This is a genomic window from Cloacibacterium sp. Arc13 (assembly GCF_041431305.1).
Lineage (GTDB): Bacteria > Bacteroidota > Bacteroidia > Flavobacteriales > Weeksellaceae > Cloacibacterium > Cloacibacterium caeni_B.
Map to the genome: position 1 here is coordinate 1 of NZ_JASMRM010000018.1, position 26,256 is coordinate 26,256.

Annotated in this window: 24 protein-coding genes; 11 read left to right on the forward strand and 13 right to left on the reverse strand. The window is 33.3% G+C overall.

Going from position 1 to position 26,256, the window contains the following annotated elements; all coding sequences use genetic code 11:
• Window positions 1-230: 230 nt before the first annotated feature.
• Window positions 231-3,611: a methylmalonyl-CoA mutase family protein gene (locus tag QO190_RS11705; protein ID WP_371462807.1), complete on the reverse strand. Its 3,381-nt coding sequence runs from the start codon at window positions 3,609-3,611 to the stop codon at window positions 231-233.
• A gap of 80 nt (window positions 3,612-3,691) precedes the next feature.
• Between QO190_RS11705 and QO190_RS11710 the strand changes: the two genes are divergently transcribed.
• From QO190_RS11710 to rpsB, 4 genes are all read left to right on the forward strand, one after another.
• Complete coding sequence (locus tag QO190_RS11710) at window positions 3,692-4,024, forward strand: hypothetical protein (protein WP_104793893.1); 333 nt, start codon at window positions 3,692-3,694, stop codon at window positions 4,022-4,024.
• Window positions 4,025-4,147: 123 nt separating this feature from the next.
• Window positions 4,148-4,603, forward strand: coding sequence for a 50S ribosomal protein L13 (rplM, locus tag QO190_RS11715; RefSeq protein WP_069800991.1), 456 nt, complete (start codon window positions 4,148-4,150; stop codon window positions 4,601-4,603).
• 2 nt (window positions 4,604-4,605) lie between these two features.
• The gene (gene rpsI / locus QO190_RS11720; protein WP_069800989.1) at window positions 4,606-4,992 is read left to right on the forward strand and encodes a 30S ribosomal protein S9; all 387 of its coding nucleotides are present in this window, start codon (window positions 4,606-4,608) and stop codon (window positions 4,990-4,992) included.
• A 129-nt stretch (window positions 4,993-5,121) separates the two neighbouring features.
• On the forward strand, window positions 5,122-5,880 hold the full coding sequence (gene rpsB / locus QO190_RS11725; protein WP_069800987.1) for a 30S ribosomal protein S2: 759 nt from the start codon (window positions 5,122-5,124) through the stop codon (window positions 5,878-5,880).
• A gap of 52 nt (window positions 5,881-5,932) precedes the next feature.
• Here the strand turns inward: rpsB and trmB are convergent, their stop codons facing one another.
• The 5 genes from trmB to QO190_RS11750 form a co-directional block, all read right to left on the reverse strand.
• The gene (trmB, locus tag QO190_RS11730) at window positions 5,933-6,616 is read right to left on the reverse strand and encodes a tRNA (guanosine(46)-N7)-methyltransferase TrmB (RefSeq protein ID WP_371462811.1); all 684 of its coding nucleotides are present in this window, start codon (window positions 6,614-6,616) and stop codon (window positions 5,933-5,935) included.
• Between the two features lie 80 nt (window positions 6,617-6,696).
• Window positions 6,697-7,488: a hypothetical protein gene (locus QO190_RS11735; protein WP_371462813.1), complete on the reverse strand. Its 792-nt coding sequence runs from the start codon at window positions 7,486-7,488 to the stop codon at window positions 6,697-6,699.
• A 194-nt stretch (window positions 7,489-7,682) separates the two neighbouring features.
• The gene (locus QO190_RS11740) at window positions 7,683-9,122 is read right to left on the reverse strand and encodes a hypothetical protein (RefSeq protein WP_371481336.1); all 1,440 of its coding nucleotides are present in this window, start codon (window positions 9,120-9,122) and stop codon (window positions 7,683-7,685) included.
• A 202-nt stretch (window positions 9,123-9,324) separates the two neighbouring features.
• A complete protein-coding gene (locus QO190_RS11745) occupies window positions 9,325-10,113 on the reverse strand; it encodes an SDR family NAD(P)-dependent oxidoreductase (RefSeq protein WP_371462816.1) in 789 nt (262 codons plus the stop codon).
• A gap of 27 nt (window positions 10,114-10,140) precedes the next feature.
• On the reverse strand, window positions 10,141-11,397 hold the full coding sequence (locus QO190_RS11750; RefSeq protein WP_371462818.1) for a 3-phosphoshikimate 1-carboxyvinyltransferase: 1,257 nt from the start codon (window positions 11,395-11,397) through the stop codon (window positions 10,141-10,143).
• Between the two features lie 96 nt (window positions 11,398-11,493).
• On the opposite strand from QO190_RS11750, the gene QO190_RS11755 reads away from it, so the two are divergent.
• Window positions 11,494-11,787 (forward strand): GNAT family N-acetyltransferase, encoded by a 294-nt coding sequence (locus QO190_RS11755; RefSeq protein ID WP_371462820.1) that lies wholly within the window; start codon window positions 11,494-11,496, stop codon window positions 11,785-11,787.
• Between the two features lie 31 nt (window positions 11,788-11,818).
• Here the strand turns inward: QO190_RS11755 and QO190_RS11760 are convergent, their stop codons facing one another.
• The 3 genes from QO190_RS11760 to smpB form a co-directional block, all read right to left on the reverse strand.
• The gene (locus QO190_RS11760; RefSeq protein WP_213189960.1) at window positions 11,819-12,559 is read right to left on the reverse strand and encodes a YebC/PmpR family DNA-binding transcriptional regulator; all 741 of its coding nucleotides are present in this window, start codon (window positions 12,557-12,559) and stop codon (window positions 11,819-11,821) included.
• 93 nt (window positions 12,560-12,652) lie between these two features.
• Window positions 12,653-14,086 carry an OmpA family protein gene (locus QO190_RS11765; RefSeq protein ID WP_371462822.1) on the reverse strand — a complete coding sequence of 478 codons (1,434 nt, stop codon included), beginning with the start codon at window positions 14,084-14,086 and terminating at the stop codon, window positions 12,653-12,655.
• 67 nt (window positions 14,087-14,153) lie between these two features.
• Complete coding sequence (gene smpB / locus QO190_RS11770) at window positions 14,154-14,612, reverse strand: SsrA-binding protein SmpB (protein ID WP_371462824.1); 459 nt, start codon at window positions 14,610-14,612, stop codon at window positions 14,154-14,156.
• Between the two features lie 373 nt (window positions 14,613-14,985).
• On the opposite strand from smpB, the gene QO190_RS11775 reads away from it, so the two are divergent.
• The gene (locus QO190_RS11775; RefSeq protein WP_371462826.1) at window positions 14,986-16,611 is read left to right on the forward strand and encodes an ABC-F family ATP-binding cassette domain-containing protein; all 1,626 of its coding nucleotides are present in this window, start codon (window positions 14,986-14,988) and stop codon (window positions 16,609-16,611) included.
• A 68-nt stretch (window positions 16,612-16,679) separates the two neighbouring features.
• Here QO190_RS11775 and QO190_RS11780 read toward each other — a convergent pair whose 3' ends face one another.
• On the reverse strand, window positions 16,680-17,054 hold the full coding sequence (locus QO190_RS11780; protein ID WP_371462828.1) for a hypothetical protein: 375 nt from the start codon (window positions 17,052-17,054) through the stop codon (window positions 16,680-16,682).
• Between the two features lie 107 nt (window positions 17,055-17,161).
• Between QO190_RS11780 and recJ the strand changes: the two genes are divergently transcribed.
• The 5 genes from recJ to QO190_RS11805 all read left to right on the forward strand — a co-directional run bounded on the left by recJ (window position 17,162) and on the right by QO190_RS11805 (window position 23,041).
• Complete coding sequence (gene recJ / locus QO190_RS11785) at window positions 17,162-18,871, forward strand: single-stranded-DNA-specific exonuclease RecJ (protein WP_069800963.1); 1,710 nt, start codon at window positions 17,162-17,164, stop codon at window positions 18,869-18,871.
• 56 nt (window positions 18,872-18,927) lie between these two features.
• On the forward strand, window positions 18,928-19,512 hold the full coding sequence (gene nadD / locus QO190_RS11790; protein ID WP_104793881.1) for a nicotinate (nicotinamide) nucleotide adenylyltransferase: 585 nt from the start codon (window positions 18,928-18,930) through the stop codon (window positions 19,510-19,512).
• A gap of 54 nt (window positions 19,513-19,566) precedes the next feature.
• Entirely contained in the window at window positions 19,567-19,908 is a 342-nt protein-coding gene (locus tag QO190_RS11795; RefSeq protein WP_371462830.1) for a DUF3817 domain-containing protein, read from the forward strand.
• Between the two features lie 435 nt (window positions 19,909-20,343).
• Complete coding sequence (locus tag QO190_RS11800; RefSeq protein ID WP_371462832.1) at window positions 20,344-22,521, forward strand: outer membrane beta-barrel family protein; 2,178 nt, start codon at window positions 20,344-20,346, stop codon at window positions 22,519-22,521.
• An 88-nt stretch (window positions 22,522-22,609) separates the two neighbouring features.
• Complete coding sequence (locus tag QO190_RS11805) at window positions 22,610-23,041, forward strand: GNAT family N-acetyltransferase (RefSeq protein WP_371462834.1); 432 nt, start codon at window positions 22,610-22,612, stop codon at window positions 23,039-23,041.
• A 34-nt stretch (window positions 23,042-23,075) separates the two neighbouring features.
• Here QO190_RS11805 and ctlX read toward each other — a convergent pair whose 3' ends face one another.
• From ctlX to QO190_RS11820, 3 genes are all read right to left on the reverse strand, one after another.
• Complete coding sequence (gene ctlX / locus QO190_RS11810) at window positions 23,076-23,996, reverse strand: citrulline utilization hydrolase CtlX (RefSeq protein ID WP_371462836.1); 921 nt, start codon at window positions 23,994-23,996, stop codon at window positions 23,076-23,078.
• Window positions 23,997-24,083: 87 nt separating this feature from the next.
• A complete protein-coding gene (locus QO190_RS11815) occupies window positions 24,084-25,274 on the reverse strand; it encodes a homoserine dehydrogenase (RefSeq protein ID WP_371462838.1) in 1,191 nt (396 codons plus the stop codon).
• 42 nt (window positions 25,275-25,316) lie between these two features.
• Window positions 25,317-26,255 carry an alpha/beta fold hydrolase family protein gene (locus QO190_RS11820; RefSeq protein ID WP_371462840.1) on the reverse strand — a complete coding sequence of 313 codons (939 nt, stop codon included), beginning with the start codon at window positions 26,253-26,255 and terminating at the stop codon, window positions 25,317-25,319.
• Between the last annotated feature and the right edge of the window lies 1 nt (window position 26,256).

A 26,256-nucleotide genomic window follows, 5' to 3' on the forward strand; every position in this document is an offset into this window, starting at 1 on the left:
GCAATTGGAATTTTTGAAATTTTCTTCTTTGTTGACATATTATCTAATTTTTAGTCAACTTTTTTCAGGACAAGACAAAATACAAAAAAAATCTCCAGAAATTTCTGGAGATTTTTATAAATTTTGGCTAAAGCCAAAGGAATTTTCATTTTTCATAAACGGGCTAAAGCCCGTTTCTATTGATACAAAATTTTGCTGAAAGCAAATTGCAGAAAGCAGAAAGCAATAAACTACATATTCCTTCTGTATTTTCCACCCACTTCGAAAAGTGCGTTGGTAATTTGTCCAAGAGAACAATATTTCACCGCTTCCATCATCACTTCGAATAAATTTTTCTGATTGATGGCAGCCATTTGAAGTTTCTGCAACCATTCTTGAATTTTATCTTCGTTGGATTTCTGGAAATTCTCTAAATTCTGAATCTGCAATTGCTTTTCTTCTTCAGTAGAACGAATCACTTCTCCTGGTAAAACCGTTGGCGAACCATCTTTTCCGAGGAAAGTATTCACGCCGATAATTGGATATTCTCCTGTATGTTTTAACCATTCATAATGCATGGATTCCTCCTGAATTTTAGAACGCTGATACATGGTTTCCATTGCTCCTAGAACTCCGCCTCGTTCTGTAATTCTATCAAATTCTGCATAAACTGCTTCTTCTACCAAATCCGTCAATTCTTCAATAATGAAAGAACCTTGAAGCGGATTTTCGTTTTTCGCTAAACCTAATTCTTTGTTGATAATCAACTGAATCGCCATTGCTCTACGTACAGATTCTTCAGTTGGCGTGGTAATCGCTTCATCATAAGCATTGGTATGTAACGAGTTACAGTTGTCATAAATTGCGTACAACGCTTGAAGCGTGGTTCTGATATCGTTAAAATCAATTTCTTGTGCGTGAAGTGAACGACCAGAAGTCTGAATATGATATTTCAACATTTGGCTTCTTTCGTCTGCACCGTATTTCAGTTTCATTGCTTTTGCCCAAATTCTTCTCGCTACTCTACCGATTACCGCATATTCTGGATCAATTCCGTTAGAGAAAAAGAAAGATAAATTCGGTGCAAAATCATTGATATTCATACCTCGGCTCAAATAATATTCCACATACGTGAAACCATTTGCCAATGTAAACGCCAACTGAGAAATTGGATTTGCGCCAGCTTCAGCAATGTGATAACCAGAAATAGAAACAGAGTAGAAATTTCTCACTTTATTTTGAATGAAATATTCCTGAACATCGCCCATTAATCTCAAAGCGAATTCCGTAGAAAAAATACAAGTATTCTGTGCTTGGTCTTCTTTCAAAATATCCGCCTGAACCGTTCCACGAACCGTTGCAATAGTTTCTGCTTTTATCTTTTGATACGTTTCTGCATCTACAATTTCATCACCTGTTAAACCCAACAATTTAAGACCTAAACCATTATTAGATTCTGGCAAATTACCGTTATAAACAGGTCTTTTTAAACCTTTATCATCGTATTTTTCTTTCAACTTTGCCTCGACCTTGTTCTCAAACTCTGCCTTAACCTCTGCCTCAACCTGATTAATATATTTTTCTACGTTTTGGTCGATGGCTGCATTCATGAAAAACGCCAAAATCATAGGAGCAGGACCGTTAATCGTCATCGAAACTGAAGTCAATGCATTGATTAAATCAAACCCTGAATATAATTTTTTAGCATCATCTAAAGTCGCGATAGAAACTCCCGCATTCCCGATTTTTCCGTAAATATCAGGTGGAAAAGCAGGATCTTGACCATATAAAGTCACAGAATCAAACGCTGTAGAAAGTCTTTTCGCAGGCATCTCCGCAGAAACATAATGGAATCTTCTGTTGGTACGTTCTGGACCGCCTTCACCAGCAAACATTCTGGTAGGATCTTCTCCAGTTCTCTTGAAAGGATAAATTCCCGATGTATAAGGAAACGCTCCTGGAACATTTTCTTGACCTTTCCAACGAATTAAATCTCCCCAATCTTGGAATTTTGGCAAAGCAATTTTTGGAATTTTAAGATGCGAAAGTGATTCATATTTGGTTTCTACCTTAATTTCTTTTCCACGAACTAAATAAGAGAAACTATCTTGTTGCATTTCTTCTTTGAAGTGATGCCAACCTTGAAGGAACAACCTGTTTTCCTCCGAAAGTTCTTTTTTGGTTTTTAGGAAAACTTTTTCAAGTTTATCAGTAGTATGATCGTCATCTGTAATCAGCGCTTTCGCACCCTCAACAAGGTACATTTTCTTAGCAATTAGCGCTTGCTCCTCAACTTGCTTGTCGTAATTTTTATTATTATCTACGATTTCAGAAAGATAACGAACTCTTTTTGGAGGAATAATGGTAGATTCTTCCGAAACGTTTTGTTCTTCGTATGATTTTAAATCTAATGAAGTGAATTTAGCATTTACTTTTTCAATCAATGCATTGTACAAAGCGGTAGTTCCCCAATCGTTAAACTGACTTGCCTTCGTAGAAAAAACTGGCATTTCTTCCAATGGTGTTTCCCACAATTGGTGGTTACGCTGAAACTGTTTTCTCACCGCTTGAATCGCATCTAAAGCTCCTCTTTTGTCAGATTTATTCAATGCAATTAAATCTGCATAATCTAACATATCAATTTTTTCTAACTGAGTAGAAGCACCGTATTCTGGCGTCATTACATACATAGAAACATCTGCAATTTCAGTAATTTCTGAACCAGATTGACCAATTCCAGAAGTTTCTAAAATGATAATATCTGGACTAGAAATTTTTAAAACATCTAATGCAGAATGAATGTAAGGCGAAACCGAAACATTGTTCTCTCGAGTTGCCATAGAACGCATGTAAACTCTAGAATCATTGATGGAATTCATTCTGATTCTATCGCCGAGAAGTGCACCTCCAGTTTTCTTTTTAGAAGGGTCTACAGAAATAATCGCAATTTTTTTATCTGCGTTTGCTCTTAAAAATCTACGCACCAATTCATCTGTTAACGAAGATTTACCAGCGCCACCAGTTCCTGTAATCCCGATGATGGGAATATTGAAATGTTTTGCTTTTTCTTTTAAGGCTTCAACCAATTCTGGTTTCTCATCTGAGAAGTTTTCTACTGCAGAAATCACTTGAGCGATAGATTTAGCATCTTCAAATTTGATATTTTCAATGTCAGAAACGGTGATATTTTCGCCTGTAGCAAAATCAGATTTCTGAACCAAATCATCAATCATTCCTTGCAATCCCATTTCTCTACCATCATCTGGAGAATAAATTCTGTCTATTCCATACTCCATTAAATCTTTAATTTCTTCGGGAAGAATTACTCCACCACCTCCACCAAAAATTTTGATTTGAGGAGAGTTCTTCTCACGAAGTAAATCATAAATGTATTTAAAATATTCATTGTGACCGCCTTGATAAGACGTAAGTGCAATAGCGTTTGCATCTTCTTGAATAGCACAGTTTACTACTTCTTCTGCGGATTTATCATGGCCAAGGTGAATAACTTCGCATCCTGTTCCTTGAATCACTCTTCGCATAATGTTAATGGCAGCGTCATGTCCGTCAAAAAGTGAGGCTGCTGTAACTACTCTTACCTTGTTGTTAGGTTGATATTTTTGGGTTTCCATAAATAACTTTTCGATAGGTCTCAAAGATAGAAAAATCCCGAGAATTGAAAAATTAAGTATTTTTGTAAAAATTTTAAAACATGAAGAGAGCTTTATTATACACGATAGCAGGAACCTTAATCAGTTTTTTAATTAATCATTTCTTATTAGAAAGTGGTGGATTATGGCTAGAACTTTTTTACAGTTTTGCTTTCGGATTAGCTTGGGGAATGGCTTTTTATTTAGACAATCCCGTTATTTCTTTGCCGAAAAAACTAGGAATTTCTTTTGGCGCGATGATTTTTTTAGTACTGATTGGCGCTTTCATTTTTGATTTAGAAAAGGCTTTACCTTCTGTTTTTAAGTTTTCTATAGTATTTGTGGGGTATTATTTACTGGCAAGTTTCAGAAACAACAAGTCATTAAGAGATTGAAAATTAATTTTTTAAGGTTAAATTTACGTTTAAATCTTGATAAAGTTTTTCAATTCCAAAAAAAATTAATACCTTTGCACACCTTTTTAGGGGAAAATTATGTTTAATCGTAAACGATAATAAGTGAATACATTAAGTTACAAAACCGTATCAGCTAACAAAGCTACCGCTAAGAAAGAATGGGTTGTGGTAGATGCAGCTGGGCAACCGTTAGGAAGATTAGCTTCTAAAGTTGCAAAGATTTTGAGAGGTAAGCACAAAACGAATTACACTCCACACGTAGACTGTGGTGATAACGTAATCGTTTTGAATGCAGAACAAGTTGCTTTATCTGGCAACAAGTGGGCAGACAAAGAATACATTTGGCATACTGGATATCCAGGTGGTCAAAAATCGTTAACTGCTGAAGAAGTGCACAAAAAAGACAATTGTAAATTGGTAGAAAAATCTGTAAAAGGAATGTTACCAAAAAACAAATTAGGAAGTGTTATCTACAAGAATTTGTATGTATACGCTGGGTCTGAGCATAAGCACGAAGCACAGCAACCAAAAGTTATTAACCTTAACGAAATTAAATAATTATGTCTATAGTTCACAAGATTGGAAGAAGAAAAACTTCTGTAGCTAGAGTTTACGTGAAACCAGGTACTGGTAACATCACTGTAAATGGTAAAGATGCAAAAACTTACTTCTGTACTGACATGTTAGTATATAAAGTAAACCAACCGTTCTTATTAACTGAAACTGTAGGTCAGTACGATGTTACTGTAAACGTTTTCGGTGGTGGAATTACAGGTCAAGCTGAAGCAATTAGACTAGGGATTTCTAGAGCACTATGTGCAATTAATGAAGAAAACAGATTAGCGCTTAAGCCAGCTGGTCTTCTTACTAGAGACGCTAGAATGGTAGAAAGAAAAAAACCAGGTCAGAAAAAAGCAAGAAAGAGATTCCAATTCTCAAAACGTTAATCTTTTTTCTCGGTTTATTTACAAATTATTACAAAAATTGCCCGTTATGTTTAGCACCCAAACTTTACTCCCATCCAACGTAAAGTTGATTGCTTAAAAGCGGAACGTAAACTAACAAAAATTAAAAAAATGGCAAAAGCACAAGTTAAAGACTTATTAGAAGCAGGCGTACACTTTGGTCACATGACTAGAAAGTGGAATCCTAATATGGCTCCATACATTTTCATGGAGAAAAACGGTATTCACATTATCGATTTGCATAAAACTGCAGTGAAATTAGATGAAGCTTGCAACGCTTTAGAAAAAATTACTTCTGCAGGAAAAAAAGTTCTTTTCGTGGCTACTAAAAAACAAGCTAAAGAAGTAGTAGCAAAACATGCATCAGAACTTAACATGCCTTACATCACTGAAAGATGGCCAGGTGGAATGTTAACTAACTTCGTTACAATCAGAAAAGCGGTTAAGAAAATGAACGCTATCGATAAAATGAAGAAAGATGGAACATTCGAAACTTTATCTAAAAAAGAAAGATTACAAGTAGACAGACAAAGAGCTAACTTAGAGAAAAACTTAGGTTCTATCGCTGACATGGTTAGACTTCCTTCTGCTGTATTCGTAGTAGATATCATGAGAGAACACATCGCTGTAACTGAAGCTAAAAAATTAGGTATTCCTGTATTTGGTATCGTAGATACTAACTCAGATCCTAGAAAAGTAGACTTCGTAATTCCAGGAAACGATGATGCTTCTAAATCTATTGACATGATCCTTTCTGTAGTATCAGAATCTATCAAAGAAGGTCAATCTCAAAGAAAAGCTGATAAAGAAAAATCTAAAGAAGGTGAAAAAGTAACTGCTGATGCAGATAAAGACTTTGACGCTGAATAATTTTTCGAAGATCATACAACAAAAAACTCTCAAGAAATTCTTGAGAGTTTTTTTATTTTTGATTCAATCTAAATTTAATATAGGTAATGGTTTTGCCTTTAGCAGAAAATAATTCCTCATAATAAGTTTTTATTTCCCTTAGATAGAGAGTATCTGGTTCATATTCTGGCGCTCCATATATATCATGGTGAGCGGTTAGAATTTCGTGGCCATATCCTTGTAAAATCCCCAAAGTATAACCATGCAGAAACTCAGAATCTGTTTTCAAATGAATAATTGCGGAAGGTTTCAGAATTTTTTTGTAGCGATTTAAAAAATCTGGATGGGTGAGTCTATGCTTCCCTCTTCTGTATTTAATCTGAGGGTCTGGAAATGTAATCCAGATTTCATCAACTTCATTTTCATCAAAAAAGCAATCTATTAATTCTATTTGAGTGCGTAAAAAAGCTACGTTATTTAAACCTTTTTCTACTGCTTCTTTTGCTCCAAACCAAAATCTTGCTCCTTTAATATCTACTCCGATAAAATTTTTCTCAGGAAAAGCTTTTGCCATTCCTACGCTATACTCACCTTTCCCACAACCAAGCTCTAGAACAATAGGATTATCGTTTTTAAAAACCTTTTCTCTCCATTTTCCCTTTAGTTCAAAATTACCTAAAGCTTCTTCTCTAGTTGGTTGTATTACATTTGAAAGTCTTCTATTTTCTTCAAATCTTGCTATTTTATTCTTCCCCACATGTCAATTTTTAAGAAAGCAAAGATATAATTATTTTAAATTTAATAAAAATTAGGAAGATGGAATTGCCCTATCATTGTTTAATTTAAAACTTCTTGAAGATGAGAGTTTCGTAATCTCTTTTGATAAATAGGCAAATATTTCTCTATAGAGACTTTTACAGCCTCATAATTAGCCACATCTAAATAAATTTTCAAATTATCAGAAGTATATACAAATTGCAGAAAATTATCAACTAAATGTACGGGAACTTTTAATCTGGTAAAATAATCATCGCCTAAATAAGCTTTAATATTTTTAATGCCAATCTGCATCTTTTCGTATTCTTGAAGCCTTTGTTTTTTCTTAGCTTGCCCAGAAATTACATCATAAAGACTTTCTAAACCGATACTTAAACCTCCATTCGCTAAGCTTGCAACTGGAGTTATTGGCGGAGTTCCATCGCCTTTTGGAGCTGGTAAACCTATTATTTTCGCTATTTCAAGAGAAGATTTTTTAGAATCTAAAGTGCGAACATCTTTTCTAAGATTTCCTGTAGGTTTAAATCTACTCAAAATGACTTCTTGAATTTCTCTGTATGCCACTTCGAGTTCTATCAAATTTCGAGGATTTTCAAGCAATTGAGGAGTAATTTTGATGTCTTTTCGCTCCGAAACAATTGAGGTAAATCTTATTACATCTCCTACTTTTGCAGGAATTTTAAACTCACCAGTATAAGAAGTAAGATAAGTTCTTTGTTCATTGAGATTGGTAACATAAATCTGGTTGAGATAGAAAGAAGATTTATCTCGCATAAATAGAGTTCCAGAAAAAGTTTGAGCGCTTATTGTAGTTAAAAACAGCAAACAGCTTAGTAATAAAATTCGCTTCATAAATATGGAGCAAAAATACTTTGTTTTTCGGACTAAATAAAACGTTGATAACTAAAATATTAGTTAAACTTCTATTAAACTTTTTTTTCAACTGTTAATAATTGTTAGAAGAAAGTCAAGGATTCTAAAAAAAATTAACATTCTGGGAATTTCGCCTTATTTTAAAGCAATTTAGAGAATTTTTTTGGAGAAATTTAAAACTTACTGATGATTCCCCAATGAATTTTAGTGTCTTGGAATTTAAATGGATTATTAAATTCTTGTCCGTTGGAAATTTGAAAAGTCATTAAACCAATCGGTAACAAAAAATTAAAACCCAGTCCGAAACTGTAGAGTTTAGAAGTTGTCTTGAGTGTAAAATTTCTAACATTAGCCAATTGCCCAAAAACATCAAAAAATGCTTGATTGCTTACCAAATAACGATATTCTACTCCACCAAAAGCATAAAAGTCAGTAAAAAGAGACTGTTCATTAAAACCTCGTAATGAATTGTAACCACCAATTCTGAAAAGTTCATTAGTAGTGATTTCTCCATCTGAATCCAGCATTGCAGATTCTGCTTTCACATTGAAATAATGATTTCCTTTGAGATGAAAATTACGCTCTGCAAAGAAAAAATAACGGGTTTGTTGAAAAGTTTTATCTAAATTTTGATAAAAAGAACTGAGTAAATCTGCCTCGCCAATAATTTTGGTTTTGTAAACAAAAAGCGGCTCTTCGGAAGTTTCTGTAAATTCGTAAAAAGCTCCAACTCCTTTTTTGCTAAAGTCTTGTCCCGAAGTATAAGTGTCATCTAAAACCGAAGAAATTTCAAAATTTCCTCTCGCTCCAATTTTTTGTGTGGACGAAAGATGAAAATACAACGCTGGACGAAATTTCACGTTAGCAAAAGTAGAATCTTGACGGTAAATATTCATATTGAGATTCGTGCCGATGTTAGAACCAAAAAGATATGGAATATCGGTTTGTAAATCGAAGTTTTGTCCGCTCTGTTGATTTCTTTGCCAATACAAAGAAATGGTCTCAAAACTATTAAAAACATTCTTCAGATTGAGATTAATACTTCCCGTAAAAGTAAATTTCTTTTCATCATTATTCCCAAAACCGATAATCCCGTCAAAATTATTGGCTTTTTTCTTCTGAAAAGTAAGGTAGATTTGCGTAGAGTCTTTGGTAAAAAGGGTTTGCGGAGCTTTTTCTAGAATTAAAAAAGGATGATTATCTAGCCTCGAATTGATTTTGAGCAGATTACCATCATCATACGTTTTTCCTACAAATTCTTTTTCTAAATTCTTCACAAAGCGTTTCGGAACTTTGGTGAATCCTTGCAAAACAAAACCATTGATTACTCTTTTATCACCTTTAAAAATAGAGATTTCAACTTTCGGAACATCGTTTTCAAAGCCTAAAAATTGTGTTTTCACTCGGTTAAAAGCAAAACCTTCGTCTGTATATTTTTGATTGATAACTTGTTTGAGAGAATCTAAATTTTTGGTAAAAATCTCTGGTTTTGATTTCAAAAACAAAACAGTTTCTGACGAAAATTTCACTTTGGCTTCATTGAAATTTTTTCCTTTGTCAAAAACGATTTTTGTGGTTTTCTCTACTTTTTCAACGTTTAAAATCTTAGTCAAATAATAATTGTTTTCCGCCAAAGAATCTAGAAATTTCACCGCAGAAAGTGAGTCTTTTTTTACAAATTCTTTTTTTGTTTGTAGATCAATTAAGATGAATTGTTTCTGTTGCGCATTATAAAAAACGCAATACAGAACAAAAAATATTTTAAAGAATAACTTCAATAATTTTCAACTTTCAATTCATAATTTTCAACTGAAATCAATCCATTTTATTATACTTTTTCATCAGATTTTCATACGTTTTCTGAGGAAGAATCCATTTCAAAGGAACGCCAATTTTCTGCCCGAATTTTCCGAAATAATAATGTGCTTTCCAAGATTTTTTTTCTAATAATTTTTCGATGTAAAGTGCCACTTCCAAAGGTTCGGTTCCTTCGTCAACGTGAGCATTCATCAAAGAATATACTTTGTCAAAAACATTTTTATACGGTTCTGAAACTTGAGTTTTCACTCTATTTTCTGCGATTTTGGTTTTAATATCTCCCAAATGTAAACTGCAAACTTCTACATTCCATTGATAAACTTCGTAACGCATTGCTTCTACCACTTTATCCAGCGCAGATTTCGAAGCCGAATAAAATCCACGAAACGGAAGTCCCATTTCAGAACCTATACTCGAAACATTGATGATTTTTCCGAATTTTTGTTCACGCATTTTTGGCATTACTGCGCTCATCATTTGCACTGATCCAACTAAATTCAGGTTGAATAACTTCAGAATGTCTTCTTTGGTAGAATTTTCTACAGCGCCTACCATTCCCATTCCTGCATTGTTGATGAGCACATCTATTCTGCTTTCGGTTTTTAGAATTTCTGAAATCGCAGCTTGAACTTGTGTGTTATCAGTAATATCGGTTGGAATCGAAGTAAAATATTGACTTTCCACATTTTTTCGGCTTAAGCCAAAAATTTTATGCCCTTTTTTTCCGAAATATTCAGCGAGTGTAAAGCCAATTCCTGTGGAAGTTCCAGTTATTATTATTGTCATCGACTATTATTTTTATTTAAAAAGTCATTACGATTTCTCCGTAATCTCAAAAAAATCTGTCCAAAAATCTGGATAAGATTTTTCTACCACGTCTTCGTTTTGTATGTCTAATTCTTTTACCAAAGCAAACGGTGCAAAACTCATCGCCATTCTGTGATCACTGTAAGTGGCGATAGAAATATCATTTGTTGGTTCAAAAAACTCTAGAGATTTGATGGAGTTTTCGGTAATTTCTGTTCTGCAACCTATTTTTTCTAATTCATTTTGAAGTGCAATCAATCTATCTGTTTCTTTCACTTTCAAAGTTCCTAAACCTGAAATTTCAAAAGGTAATTTTAGCGCAACACACGTTACACAAACCGTTTGTGCAATATCTGGACAATCATTCATATCCAAAACAAATTTTTCTGGATATTTAAAATGAGTATCTGGAAGTAATGTAATTTTATTCTCTCCTGCATCAGAAATGGTATTTACTCCAAAAAATTTCAAATAAATTTCCTTCAAGGCAGAATCTCCTTGCAAAGAATACGCGTAAAAACTTTTCAGATGAATTCTCTTTTTACCAATCGCCACCAAAGAATAAAAATAAGAAGCAGAACTCCAATCGCTTTCTACGGTGTAATGCTTAATCTTAGAAGAGTGATAATGCCTATCTAATTTTTGATTCAATAAAGACGACGCCGCACTTAATATTTTTATAGTATTTCCTTCAAAACGTGTTTCAACTCCAATGTCTTTTAAAATTTTTAAGCTCATTTTGATGTAAGAACGAGAGGTAATTTCGCCTTGCAAATCTATTTCTAAACCGTTTTCTAAACTTGCGCCTATCAATAATAATGACGTAATAAACTGTGAAGAAATATTGGCAGGAATTTTTACGAAATTTTTATCAATTTTCTTTCCTTGAATTTCTAAAGGCGGGAAACCTTCATTTTCCAGATAATTAATTTCCGCGCCTAATTCTCTTAATGCGTCAACCAATGGTTTTATGGGTCTTTGCTTCATCCTTTCCGAACCCGTAAGAATGGTTTTTCTTCCTTCTTGAATGGCATAAAATGAGGTCAAAAAACGCATTGCAGTTCCGGCGTGATGAATATCTACCGTTTCAGAATCTTCATTGAGTGCTTTTTGCAGAAGTTGAGTATCTTGGCTATTTGAAAGGTTTTCTATTTTTAAATCTCCGAATAATTTGCCCAAAATAAGTAATCGATTCGAGATGCTTTTCGAACCGGTGATAGAAATAGTTTTTCCGTCTAAAAGATGTGATTTTGAAATTTTCATAATTTACAGAAATGCTAAATTATAAGGAAATTTAATCAAATGCAATTATATGATGTTCGAATTTTAAAATTTCTTACTTTTATAAAAATTTAGATTATGAATTTAACTTTTGAAAATCATAAAAACGGAAACGGAGGCTTTATTTCTCTTAAAAATGAAATCGAAGAAATTGGAAGGCTGACTTATACGATTCAGCCAGAGAAAAACACGTTGATTATTTCTTATGTAATGGTTTTTCCTAAATTCGAGGGACAAGGAATGGGGAAAAAACTGGTAGAAAATGGCATAGAATTTTCGAGAGAAAACCAATGGATTATTATCCCACATTGTTCTTATGCTCGTTCTGTAATGCTGAGAATGAAAGATATAGAAGATGTATTTCCTCAATAAAAAAAACCGCAAAATTTGCGGCTTTTTAATTTTATAGAGAATTCATTAATTCGTCTGTAATTTCCATATTGTGGTAAACGTTTTGCACATCATCATCATCTTCGAAACGCTCTAGCATTTTCATATTGGCTTTGAACTGTTCTTCGTTTACTTCTTTGGTATTATTTGCAATTCTTTGTAACTCCGCGCTTTTAGCTTCTATTCCTAGCTCATCTAATTTATGAGACATAGAACCGAAATCTTCAAATGCAGTGGTAATCATCACTTCTTCTTCATCGCTATCAATTTCTTCTGCACCTCCATCAATCATTTCCATCTCGAAATCTTCCCAATCCATTTTGATTAAAGATTTATCTATGGTGAAAATTCCTTTTCTATCAAAGATGAAAGCTAACTCTCCGTTCTTACCTAAATTACCATCAAACTTATTGAAAATCGCTCGTACGTTTGCAACCGTTCTGGTAGAGTTATTGGTTGTACACTCTACGAAGAAAGCTACACCACCTTGTCCATATCCTTCATAAGTAACCTCATCATAATGTTCTGCATCTGCACCAGAAGCTTTCTTAATCGCTCTTTCTACATTATCTTTAGGCATATTTGCCCCTTTTGCATTTTGGATACATCTTCTAAGAGCAGGGTTAGAATCTGGATCTGGACCACCAGCTTTTACTGCAATAGCGATATCTTTCCCAATTTTAGAAAACGTTTTGGCCATTTTATCCCAACGAGCCATTTTTGAAGCCTTTCTATATTCGAATGCGCGTCCCATAATTTGATATTTTACGTTTGCAAAAATAAGAAAATTAGCACAAAAAAACACCCTTAAAAATAAGGGTGTTTAAATTTATCTTAAAATAATTGATTATTTTTTAGATTTTTTTGGAGCTGGAACATCTGATTTTTGGATTGCATCCCAGTCAGCAGCAGAAATAGCTTCTACAACTACTCTTCTGTCAGTTAATCTTTCAGCATCTGATGCAGTTTCAGCTACAGTAGCTTTAGCTTCACCAACACCTCTTGATTTAAGTTGTTCAGGAGCTGCACCTCTAGCTTCTAAAGCAGCAACAACTGAAGCAGCTCTTTGTCTAGAAAGTTTTAAGTTGTAAGCATCAGAACCTTTTTTATCTGTTCTACCTTCAATTAAGAATTTACCAGAAGGGAAATCTTTAATATAAGCAGCAGCTTGATCTAATTTTTCTTTAGATTCTGGTCTGATTGTAGCTTTGTTGAAATCAAATAAGATATCGTTTAATGCTTTAGTAACCTCATCAGCAACAATTTTATCTGTTTTAGGACAACCGTTATACTGAGCTAAACCAGCAACTGTAGGACAAGCATCATCTTTGTCAAGGATACCATCACCATCTGTATCTGGCCAAGGACAACCATTATTTGCAGCTGGACCTGCTACTGATGGACAAGCATCATCTTTGTCAAGAACACCATCACCATCTGTATCTGGCCAAGGACAACCGTTATTTTCTACTGGTCCAGCAACTTCTGGACAGTTATCATCTTTATCAGCAACTCCATCACCGTCTGTATCAGGACAACCTTGGAATTGAGCTAAACCTGGTACGTCTGGACAAGCATCGTCTTTATCTTTAATACCATCTTTATCTTTATCTGTGTTACCAAATCTGAACATTAATGAAGCAGAAGCTTGCCAAAAATCTGCAACGTTTGAATTATTTCCAGGGGTAGAAACATAATCTCCTTGTAAATTAAATCCAAAGTTTTTTGTCAACCATAAATTTGCACCTAACCCCGCTGCAGCTGAGAAATGGTTCGCTTTTCCAGTTACATCATCACTATTATAAGTCCCTCTTAATACATCATTAGCATAATCATAACTTGGGAAAGTAAGACCTGAATAATCATGTCTTAAATAGTTGGCTCCAACTCTTGCATACGGATCAAACCATGATTCTTCATTCCAAAGGCTAGCAAATTTAAATTGCAAACCAAGACCTGTTTGCAAGAAGAATTCTTTACCCATTGCAAATCTCTTGTTGTCTACATTTCCAACTGAAGTTTGCCAATCAAGAACGAAATACTTGTTAAGGTTTCTTGCAACAGTTAATTTTGACAAAGGAGGTGTAATAGTATAGTTGTTAAGTGTGAAAACTTGATCAAAGTTATCAAATACTTTGCCAACACCACCGTTAGCAACTCCCATATGATTCACTCCATGTGCACCAACTCCGATAACCCAAGGGTTAGAAGTAGTCTGAGCGAAAGCAGTAGAGGCAAGTGTAAGTGCCAATGCTGAAATTCCTAATTTTAGATTTTTCATAGAATTAAATGATTAAATAATTGATAATGCAAAATAAACACAAAATATCGTTAAAAACAAAGTTTTTTTAGGTTTTCTTTAATATTCTGTCTAAATTTCTTTTATTTTCTCTGTTTTTTATTGTTTCTCTTTTATCAAAAAGTTTCTTTCCTTTTCCTAGTGCTATAAGCATTTTTGCCTTTCCTCTGTCATTAATGTATAGCTTTAATGGTACTATAGTCATTCCTACATCCTTCAACTTTCTTTGAAATTTTTGCAATTCTTTTTTGTGTAATAAGAGTTTACGCTCTCTTTTGATTTTATGATTATAAAAAGTTCCCAATCTATACTCATCAATACTCATATTCACAACGAATAGCTCATTTTCTATAAACTGACAAAAACTCTCTGTAATAGATGCTTTAGAAGAACGAAGCGCTTTAATTTCGGTTCCCGTAAGAACAATTCCTGCTTCTATCTGTTCTAAAATTTCATATTCGAATTTTGCTCGTTTATTTAAAATATTTATGGTTTTTTCTATCTTCATTGTATACTGCAAATGTCTAATTATTGCTAAAATATAAATTTACATAATTTATATTAAAGTTTATAAAATTTTACCATTTTTATTGAATTCTGAAATCTTCATTAAAATGACAAATGACTTGAAAAACCTTAAAACAAGCACCAAAGCACGTGCCAAATTTAGTTTTTCCACTCATTTTAATTTAATTAAATAACCAACTTACTGATAATCATTTATTAAAATTTATTAATTTTTTATGAATCAAATAATTTTAAAGGTCAATTTACTCACCCTAGAAATCTATTTTCCTTTATAATAATTCATTCTTTATCCGAAACTTAGCCTCGAAATACCAAATTCTTTTCTTACTTTTGCGCCAAATTTACGAAACAATATGTTAACAGTATCTAATTTATCACTACAATTCGGGAAGAGAGTTTTATTTGACGAGGTAAACATCATGTTTACCAAGGGAAATTGCTACGGAATCATCGGAGCAAATGGCGCAGGAAAATCTACTTTTCTGAAAATTTTAACAGGAAAACAAGAACCAACTACAGGAAATGTATCACTAGAACCTGGCAAAAGAATGTCTGTTCTAGAACAGGATCACTTTGCTTACGATAATTTTACCGTTTTAGAAACTGTATTAAGAGGAAATAAAAAACTCTTCGAAATCAAAGAAGAAATGGATGCACTTTATGCTAAAGAGGATTTCTCTGATGCAGACGGAATAAAAGCTGGAGAACTCGGCGTAATCTATGACGAAATGGGAGGCTGGAACGCAGAATCAGATGCGCAAACCATGCTTTCTAACGTGGGAATAAAAGACGAAATGCATTGGCAATTAATGGGAGAACTCGAGAATAAAGACAAAGTAAAAGTTTTATTAGCTCAAGCTCTTTTCGGAAATCCTGATGTTTTGATTCTAGACGAACCTACCAATGACTTAGATATTGACACCATCGCTTGGTTAGAAGATTTTCTAGCAGATTATGAAAATACGGTTATTGTAGTTTCTCACGACCGTCACTTCTTAGATACCGTTTGTACGCACATTGGTGACTTAGATTATTCTAAATTAAACCTTTATACAGGTAACTACTCTTTCTGGTATCAAGCTTCTCAGTTAGCAACAAGACAACGTCAACAAGCGAATAAAAAAGCTGAGGAAAAGAAAAAAGAATTACAAGATTTCATTGCTCGATTCAGTTCTAACGTTGCTAAAGCAAAACAGGCAACTGCTAGAAAGAAAATGATTGAAAAACTGAATATTGATGATATAAAACCTACTTCAAGACGTTATCCTGCAATTATTTTCGAAATGGAAAGGGAAGCAGGCGACCAAATTCTTGAAGTAAAAGATTTAGAAAAAACCAAAGACGGCGAATTGCTTTTCTCTAACGTAGATATTAAGTTAAAGAAAGGAGACAAAGTAGCTATCATTTCTAAAAACTCTTTGGCAATTTCAGAATTTTTCGAAATTATTTCTGGAAATGCAACTGCAGATAAAGGAGAATACAATTGGGGAGTTACAACGAACCAATCTTACATGCCTCTTGACAATACTGATTTCTTTCAAGATAAGAGCTTAAATTTAGTAGACTGGTTAAGACAATTCACTAAAAATGATGAAGAAAGACACGAAGAATTCATGCGTGGTTTCCTTGGCAGAATGCTATTCTCGGGAGACGAAGCACTGAAATCTTGTACCGTACTTTCTGGAGGTGAAAAAATGAGATGTATGTTCTCTAGAATGATGCTTCAAAAAGCAAACGTTTTACTTTTAGACGAACCAACCAACCACTTAGACTTAGAAAGTATCACTACACTGAACAACTCACTGTCTAATTTCAAAGGAAACATTTTATTAGCTTCTCATGACCACGAAATGCTTCAAACGGTTTGTAACAGAATCATAGAACTTACGCCAAAAGGTGTTATCGATAGAGATATGACTTACGATGAATATCTAGAAGACAAAAAAATCAAAGAATTACAACAACAAATGTATTCTTAAGCTGAAAGGCTAATGTAAAAAATAAACCGCTCAAAATTTTGAGCGGTTTTTATTTTTTTAACGTTGATTTAATTCTTCTTAAAAGTGAAAGTTCCTTGAAAAGTCGTATTGTTGAAATTCTGCGTCCAATTTCCTGAGTAAATTTTAGCATTTACATCTGTAATTTTCCCTTTGAACAAAAATCCATTTCTGGTATTGCAAGAAAATTCTCCATCAGCAAAAATATAGCCTAAAAATTCTTCAGAATAATTTTTAGAAGTAGATATTTTGGAGCCTACTATGTTTCCTTCAGGAGTAATCTTAAAAGTGAACGTTCCATTTTCTGCACCTTGATAATCTCCACTCCAATTTCCTTGAAAAGGTGAATTAATTTGCTCTGGAAGTTCTCTACAAGACATAAAAAATGTAAAAAAGCCGAGAAGAACAACTGAAATAAATTTCATGATTTTTAGTTTAAACAAAAATAGAAATTATCTTGTATATAATAGTCAATAGACATAATTTATAACTATTCTAATTTAAATGAATTTAAATTTCTAACTTTGCATTTATGAGCCAAAAATGGATATATAAACCAGCACCTGATGAAGAAATTGTAGACAGCATCAGTTCTTCAATTGGTTTCGGGACTTTAGAATCAAAAATTTTGGTTCTAAGAGGCATTGATGATTACCAAAAAGCCAGAGAATTCTTCAAACCAAAATTAGAAGACATTCACAGTCCGTTTTTGATGAAAGATATGCAATTGGCAGTAGATAGAATTGCTTCTGCAATAGAAAATGGCGAAAAAATCCTGGTTTACGGCGATTATGATGTAGACGGAACTACTGCAGTTTCGCTCATGTATCTTTATCTTTCTAAAATTGTAGAAAAAAAATATTTAGATTTCTATATTCCAGACCGTTATTCTGAAGGGTATGGAATTTCTGATGAGGGAATTAATTTCGCTAAAGAAAACGGATTCTCACTTATCATCGCATTAGATTGTGGAATTAAGGCCTTAGATAAAATAGAATATGCCAGTTCTCTTGGCATTGATTTTATTATTTGCGACCACCATTTACCCGGCGAAGAATTACCAAAAGCTTTTGCCGTTTTAGACCCGAAAAGAACCGATTGCAGATATCCTTACAAAGAACTTTCTGGTTGTGGAGTGGGCTTTAAATTATGTCAAGGTTTAAATACGATTTATAAAATTCCAGAAAACGAACTCTATGAACTTACCGATTTACTCGCTATTTCTATTGCGGCAGATATTGTAGCAATGACTGGCGAAAATAGAGTTCTAGCAAAATTGGGATTAAAAACCTTAAGAAAAACCAGAAAATTAGGAATAAGACTTCTGATTCCTGAAGAAAAAATTGCTACGTTTGATATTTCTAACATCGTTTTCGAAATTGCTCCGAAAATCAATGCTGCAGGAAGAATTTCTCATGGAAAAGCCGCGGTAGAACTGATGATTTCAGACAATTTGAAACACGCTCATCAAATTGTAGACGACATCTTAAACCTCAACGATTCCAGACGAGAATTAGACGCTAATACTACTCAATCTGCCTTTAACCAAGTCATCGAAACCCAGCAAGAAAATAATTTCACCACTGTGGTTTATCACAATGAGTGGAACAAAGGCGTTATCGGGATTGTAGCTTCTAGACTGACGGAAGTGTACTACAAACCGACTTTGGTTTTCACCGATGGAAACAATGGCGAAATGGTAGCTTCTGCGAGAAGCGTTTCAGATTTTGATGTGCACGAAGCCTTAGAAGCTTGTAGTGAATATTTCTTAAAATTCGGGGGACACCAAGCTGCGGCTGGACTTTCGATGGAAAAAGATAAATTTGAAGCTTTCAAAGAAAAATTTGAAAAAGTAGTGGCCGAAAAAATTCAAGAACACCAAAAATTCCCTTCCATTACGATAGATTCTGTCATTGAAATAGAAGATTTAAACCGCGATTTCTTTAATTTTCATAGAAAATTATCACCTTTTGGTCCACACAATATGAAGCCTGTTTTAGAACTGAGAAACCAAAAAGTTTCTGGTTACGTAAAACAAATGGGAAAAGACGGAAATCACCTAAAATTCTATATTCATCAACCGGTTTCTGGTAGAAATATAGAATGTATTGGCTTTAAATTAGGGCAATATATGGATGATTTCAAAACTAAAAATTTCGACATTGCTTTTACCGTAGAAGAAAATCATTGGAAAGGAAACGTGACCTATTATTTGAACATTCGTGATGTGAAATTTCATTAGAGATACGAGATACGTGTTGCGAGTAAAAAACTAATCCCTAACTCCTAAACCCTTTAATGAAAAAAATTGGACTATTTTTCGGCTCATTCAATCCCATTCATATTGGGCATTTGATTTTGGCGAACTATATTTTAGAAAATTCGGATATGGATGAGCTTTGGTTTGTGGTTTCTCCGCAAAATCCATTTAAAGATAAAAAATCATTGCTTACAGACCACAATCGTCTTGATATGGTGCAACTTGCAGTGAAAAACTATCCTAAAATGCGAGCTTCAAACGTAGAGTTTTCTTTACCAAAGCCAAGTTACACGATTGATACGCTTACTTATCTCAAAGAAAAATATCCCAATTATTCTTTTGCGCTGATTATGGGCGAAGACAATCTAGATTCACTTCCTAAATGGAAAAACGCAGAAAAACTGATGTCTGATTATCAAATCATTGTCTATCCCAGAACTTTTGAAGGCGAGAAAAAAGACAGTGAATATTTACAGCACGAAAACATCAGTATGGTAAATGCACCAATTATAGAACTTTCTGCCACAGAAATTAGAAATATGATTAAAGAAGGCAAAAATGTAAGACCGATGCTTCCACCAGAAGTTTTTGAATATTTAGACGGAAGTAGTTTTTATAAGTAAAATTCATTATTAAATCTTTATTTTTGTACTTCAAATCAAGTAACACTCTATATAATGGAATTCATAGAAAATTTCTTTTTAACCAAATATTCTCAAGAAAAACTCATCAAATGGTTTAGACAAATCTGTATCGCCGAAGCAATTTCTTGGCTTTTGCTTTTTTCTGCCATGATTTGGATTCGTGAGGACAAGGAAGGAATTTTACCCATTATTTACATCAGTGTTATGGGGAGTATTCATGGTTTATTTTTCACACTATACCTGATTTTAGCCTTTCCTTGTAGAAAAATTTATCAGTGGGATGACGAAGATTCTGTATTCGCACTTCTGGCTGCGTTTTTTCCGTTGGCAACGATTTGGATTGACAAAAAACTGGCAAAATTTGAGAGAGAATAAAGATTTTACCTTCAAAATATTATAAAAAGTGAAAAGAAATTTTCACTTTTTTTTGTTTTTTGATGTAATATTCTTTCCAATTCGATTGTCTTATTTCTGAAAGCAATTCATAAACTAAAATTTTTATCACTGAAAATCAATAAGTTAAATCAAGTAATAAATTTTATTTACTACTTTGTATTGCATAATACTAAATTAATTATATATCTTTGCAATGTAAATTATTAAACAAAACATACTTCATCTCAATAGAAGAAAATCTTTTAGAAAAACTTTAACCATTTAAAAACGAATAACTAAAACGAATAACCAAACTTGAAAAAGTCGCAGTGAAAAAATTAATAACCACAAAAACTAATCACCACACCAAATCACTCAACTAATAACCCACTGCGACTTTTCTTTTTTATAGAATTTAAACTTAAAAATTACACCATGAAAAAATTATTATTTACAGCAGCAATTCTTACCTCTCTTTTTTCTTATTCGCAAGAAGAAAAAACGAAAGACATAGAAGAAGTGAAAATGACCAAAAAGGTTTTTCACAAGAAATCTGATAGAATGGTTTATGATGTAGCCAATTCGCCAGTTGCAAAAGGAAGCAATGCTTTTGAACTTTTAAAAGAAACTCCACTTATTTCTACAAGTGACAATGTCAACCTAAAAATTTTAGGAAAGAATGACGCCATCATCTACATTAATGGTAGAAAAAGCAATATGAGTGCAGAAGCAGTTTTAGAAATGCTGAAAAATACACCATCTGAAAACATTCAGAAAATAGAAGTCATTACCGTTCCATCGTCTGAATTTCAGGTAGAAAGCAATCAAGGAATCATCAATATCGTGATGAAAAAGAAGAAATACGATGGGATGAGCGGAACTTGGAAGTTGGAAAACAAACAAGGCTATTATAACAATCCAAACACATCGGTTTCACTCAATTATAAAAAAGACAAACTTACTGTAAGCACCAATACTTATGTAGGAAAATGGTCTGAATATAACACCTATATTTTGAGCAACGGAACAGATACTTCTAGTAATTTATCCGTTGGAAATACAATAAATCCTAATGCTTATGTTGGAGGAAATATTAATGCTGATTATGAAATTTCGGATAAACAAATTTTAGGAATTTCTTACAGCTTGAATCTGAATAAAACCAAAGATGGTTCTTCTTATTTTAGAAATATCATCACCGATTTATCAAATAATTCTACAAGAGAAAACATCACCACAAATAACCAAAATGACCATTCTGCAAACCATTCTCTTAACCTGAATTATGAAATAAAAACAGATACTTTAGGAAGCAAACTATCCTTGAATGCTGCGTATCTTAACTTCAATCAAAAGACTGAGAACGTAAACAAAACCAGTGATGTTAATGGAGTAACTTTGGCTAATTTCAACCAATCTATTCCTCAGCAAATTGATAATCTTGGTTTTATGGCAGATTACATTCAGAAATTCAATAAGAATTTAACGCTTTCTGTGGGAGGAAGTTACAACAAAACCAAAACTGACAATGACACTCAATTTGTAAATATTTTGCCACCAACAGGAATTGATGATAACCAATCTAACCATTTTATCTACGATGAAAATATTGTAGGAGTATATGCTACACTAGAAAAAAGTTTCAATGATAAAGTTTCTACCAAATTGGGAACTCGTTTGGAACTGACGAAAAGTGAAGGAAGCGTAATAGACAAAGACGAACATTTTACTAGAGATTACAACAGCTTTTTACCTTATGCATCTATAAATTACGCTATTAATAAGAATCATAATGTAACGTATTCATTCTCTAGTCGTGTAAGAAGACCTTCTTTCTGGGAACTTAATCCTTCTAGAATTTATCTTACTCAGACCAATTATGTACAGAATAATCCTTTTATGAAAGCGTCTCAGTATTACAATCAAGAACTAAACTATATGTATAAAAACACTTATTTCTTGGTTTTAAATACTAGTCTTGTGAAAGATGCATCAGACCAAATTCCTTTACAAAAAGTAGAAAATGGAAATACCGTTTTGAGATACATTAGAACTAACTTTGGCGAAAAACAAGAATTCAGTGCAACTTTAGGATTCCAAAAGAATTTCTACAATGGAATTTGGAGTGCCAATTACACCACAACTTTTGGTCATAATGTGTTCAAAGGAAGTGTAGATACAGATCCAATTACGGGTGAAACTTTCCCAGCGTTTAATCTGAACAAGTCTACGAATTTATTCCACATTCAAGCGAATAACAATATCAGACTTTCGAGCAAAAAAGACTTATTCTTGGGTGTAAATTATTTTTACTTGGCACCTCAACAAATCTCGATTGGTAAACTTTCCGCTCTTCAATCGCTGGACATTTCTGTAAGAAAAATTTGGAACAATTGGACGTTCTTATTCGAAGCGAATGATGTCCTTAATACAGGCTCAAAATATAATATCACAGATGTACAAAGCAATGGATATTACAATAACGTAAGAAAAAATGAATACAGAAGAATGCTTGCGCTTACCGCAACCTATACTTTTGGAAACCAAAAAACTCAAAAAGCCAGAAATATAGAAGGTGCTAATAAAGACATTAAAAACAGAACAGGAAACTAATCTCACAAAAACCCATCATATTAAACTAAATTTTAATTAAAGAAATCACGAGCAAAATTTTGTTCGTGGTTTTTTTTATTTTTACAACATGATATACAGAAAAGCAACCATTAAAGATATTCCTCTGATACAAATAGTAAGAAATTCTGTAAAAGAAAATCAACTTTCTAATCCTAGCTTAATTCCTAATGAATTGGTAGAAGAGTTTATCACCAAAAGAGGAACTGGTTTCGTGTGCGAAATTGATGATAATATTGTAGGATTTTCTATTGTAGATTTTATAGAAAATAATGTTTGGGCGCTATTTCTTCTACCCGAATACGAAGGAAAAGGTATTGGCAAAAAACTTCATCAATTAATGCTTGATGAATATTTTAGCAAAACCCAAAAAACCATTTGGCTTTCAACAGAAACAAATTCTAGAGCAGAACTATTTTACAAAAAACAGGGCTGGAAAAACGCAGGATTCCACGGAGAGGAAATAAAATTTGAAATGAGTTTTAAAGATTGGAAAAAATAAAAGCACCGAAAACTTCGGTGCTTCAGTTAATATTTTATTTCTTCGGTAAGAAAACCTCAGCAAGCATACATCTTGCGCTTCCGCCACCGTTTATTTCTATGGTTTCTAGATTAGAATAGATAATTTCATTGTACTTTTTGATAGCTGAAATTTGCTCTGGAGTTAAAGAATTGTAAGCCGTTTCACTCATTACCAAAAACTTTTTGCCATCTTCATTTTGCACTTGAAGCATATTTCCAGCGAATTGTTGCATTTGATTTTCAGAAATTTCTATAATTTCCTTTCCTGATTCTAAAATAGTATCCACTACGTTCACTCTTTCGGTTTCATCATCAATACAATCTAGGCAAATCACCACAAATTGGTCTGCTACACACATCATCACATTGGTATGATAAATTGGTAATCTTTCTCCATTCGCTGTTTGAAAAGAATGAAAAACAACAGGGGTATAACCAAATTTCTCACAAAATTTTCTGAATAAGGCTTCGTCTAACCTCAGCGAAACAGAACCATACGCTAATTTGTGGTCATGATCGAAAATCATGCTTCCTGTTCCTTCTAAAAATTTTCCTTCTTTTTCTGGCGCCGAAAAATCAATGATTTCTTTTACATCAAATTTCTCTTGAAGCGTTTCTAAAATATCATTTCTACGTTCCCATCTTCTGTTCACGGCACACATTGGATACAAAACCACTGTTCCATCTTGGTGCATAGAAATCCAATTATTAGGGAAAATAGAATCTGGAGTATGAGGCTCTAACGTGTCTTTAATCGTCATTACATTGATGCCATGACTTCTTAATTTTTCTGCAAAATTTTGAAACTCTTGCAGTGCTTTTCCTTGTGTTTCAGCATTTTCTGAATTTACTTGGAAATAATTATTCTGTGCCGTTTCTGCATTAAAACCAAATGCAACGGGCTCTATCATTAAAACGGTGTTGGTTGTTTGCATAATCTGTATGTTGTCTGCCAAAAATACAAAAAATAAAGCGTCATTTTTCAGAGAAAAACAACGCTTAAGGAAAAAACAAGTTAATAATTATAAAATATCAATCAACACAAATGACACCTCATCTTGATGCTTTGTGAAAACGTCTTTTAGTTGCTGAAAACGAATGCTTCCTACAAAATAAGCATCTTCTCTATTGCCATAAAACTCTTCGATTTCTTCAAAATAATTTTCAAAATTTTGGCTGTCTTTGGCTTTATGTCTAAATAAAACTTTCAAAGGAAAATCTTGAGCCAGTTTCAAATTTTCTGAGTTGGCTATTTTCTTGTATTCATATCTGTAATCATAAGCAATCGCAGAAATATCAGACAAAACTGCACTTGCAGTAGGCAATGAACCCGCTCCTCTTCCGTAGAAAAATTGCTTATCGGCAAAAGCGGTTTGTACTTTTACTCCGTTAAAAACATCACTCACTGTAGAAAAAGTATCAGTTGATTTTACAAATTTCGGAATCACAAGTGCGACGACTTCTTCTTCATTTCTTTTTTGAGCATAAGCCAATAATTTAATCTGTAGATTTTTTTCTTTGGCATATTTGATTTCTAAATCTCCCAAATTCTGAATTCCTACATTGAAAACTTCTTTTGGTTTCGTAGTAATTCCGAAAGAATGCGTCAATAGAATTTGAAGTTTAGAACGTGCATCAAAACCACCTGTATCCAAAATAGGATTGCTCTCTGCATAGCCTTTTTCTTGGGCTTCTTTCAGCGCTTCTTCGTAGCTTAAATTATCTTGGAAAGTTTTGGTCAAAATATAATTGGTAGAACCATTTACAATTCCTTGAATAGATTGCAGAAAGTCATTATTGTAATATTCTTCTAAATTTCTGATAATCGGGATACTGACACAAACTGCCGCTTCATACAGGAAAGGAACCTGATGCTTTTTTTGCAGTTCATACAGTTCTTCGAAATGTTCTGCAATCATTTTTTTGTTCGCTGAGACTACAGCTTTTCCGTTTTCTAAAGCAGTTTTTACAATTTCAAAAGCTGCATCTGCATCATCTATTAATTCTACCACCAGATTGATTTCTTCGTCTTGCAGAATTTCGTTTTTATCATAATGAAAATGCTCCGGCGAAATATTTCTAGGCTTATCTTTATGCTTTACCACAATTTTTTTGATGGTGGCATCTACCGTTTTACTTTTGTGCAAAACGTCATAAAGACCAGTTCCTACCACTCCATAACCAAACAATCCTATCGTTAATTTTTTGCTCATTTTTTTAATTTTAATTTTTTGAAAATCATCGTTTGTATTTTCTTATAAGTTGAAATGCATTTTAAGTAATGCTGAAATTTCTTCGGTTTCGATTAAAAATCCATCATGACCATACAATGAAGAAATCACTTCCAACTTAGAATTCTTTATATGTTCTGCTATAAATTTTTGCTCTGAAACAGGAAAAAGAATATCGCTATCTATGCCAATCACCAAAGTTTCTGCTGTAATTTGGCTCAAAGCATTTTCCACTGAATTTCTGCCTCTTCCTAAGTGGTGAGAATCCATGGCTTTAGAAAGCATGAAATAACTTTCTTTAGAAAATCTTTTTCTGAGTTTTTCACCTTGATGTCTTTGATAAGAAACCGCTCTATAATTTTCTAATTTTTCACTTTCATCAGTTTGAGTCGCTTCAAAAGTAGCATAGTTTCTGTACGAAAGCATGGCGATAGCTCTAGCTGCATCTATTCCGTTTTCGCCTAATTCCAGCGCCATTCTTTGTGCTTCGTTAAAAGCAATTCCCCATGCAGAATGCTTTGCATTGGTAGCAATTACAAATAATTTTTTAATAAAATCTGGTTCTGTAATCGCCCACTCTAAACATTGCATTCCGCCGAGAGAACCTCCTAGAAGCAATTCTATTTCAGAAATTTGTAAAAATTTGGCTAATTCTTGGTGAAGTTTTACCATATCACGAATCGTGATTAATGGAAGTTTTTCTTGTTTTTGAAAACTCGTTCCGTAGCAAGAACCTAAAATATTGGCACAAACTATGGTAAATTTTTCGGTGTCTAAAGTTAAATTTTCACCAATGAAATTAGGCCACCAATCTTGCGCATCTGAATTTGCAGTTAAAGCATGACAAACCCACATCACTTTTTTTTCTGGGGCTAGTTCACCAAAAATGTGATAAGCAATTTCTACGTTTTCTAATAATTGATTAGATTCTGAAATAAAATTACCTAAGGAGAATTTATACATT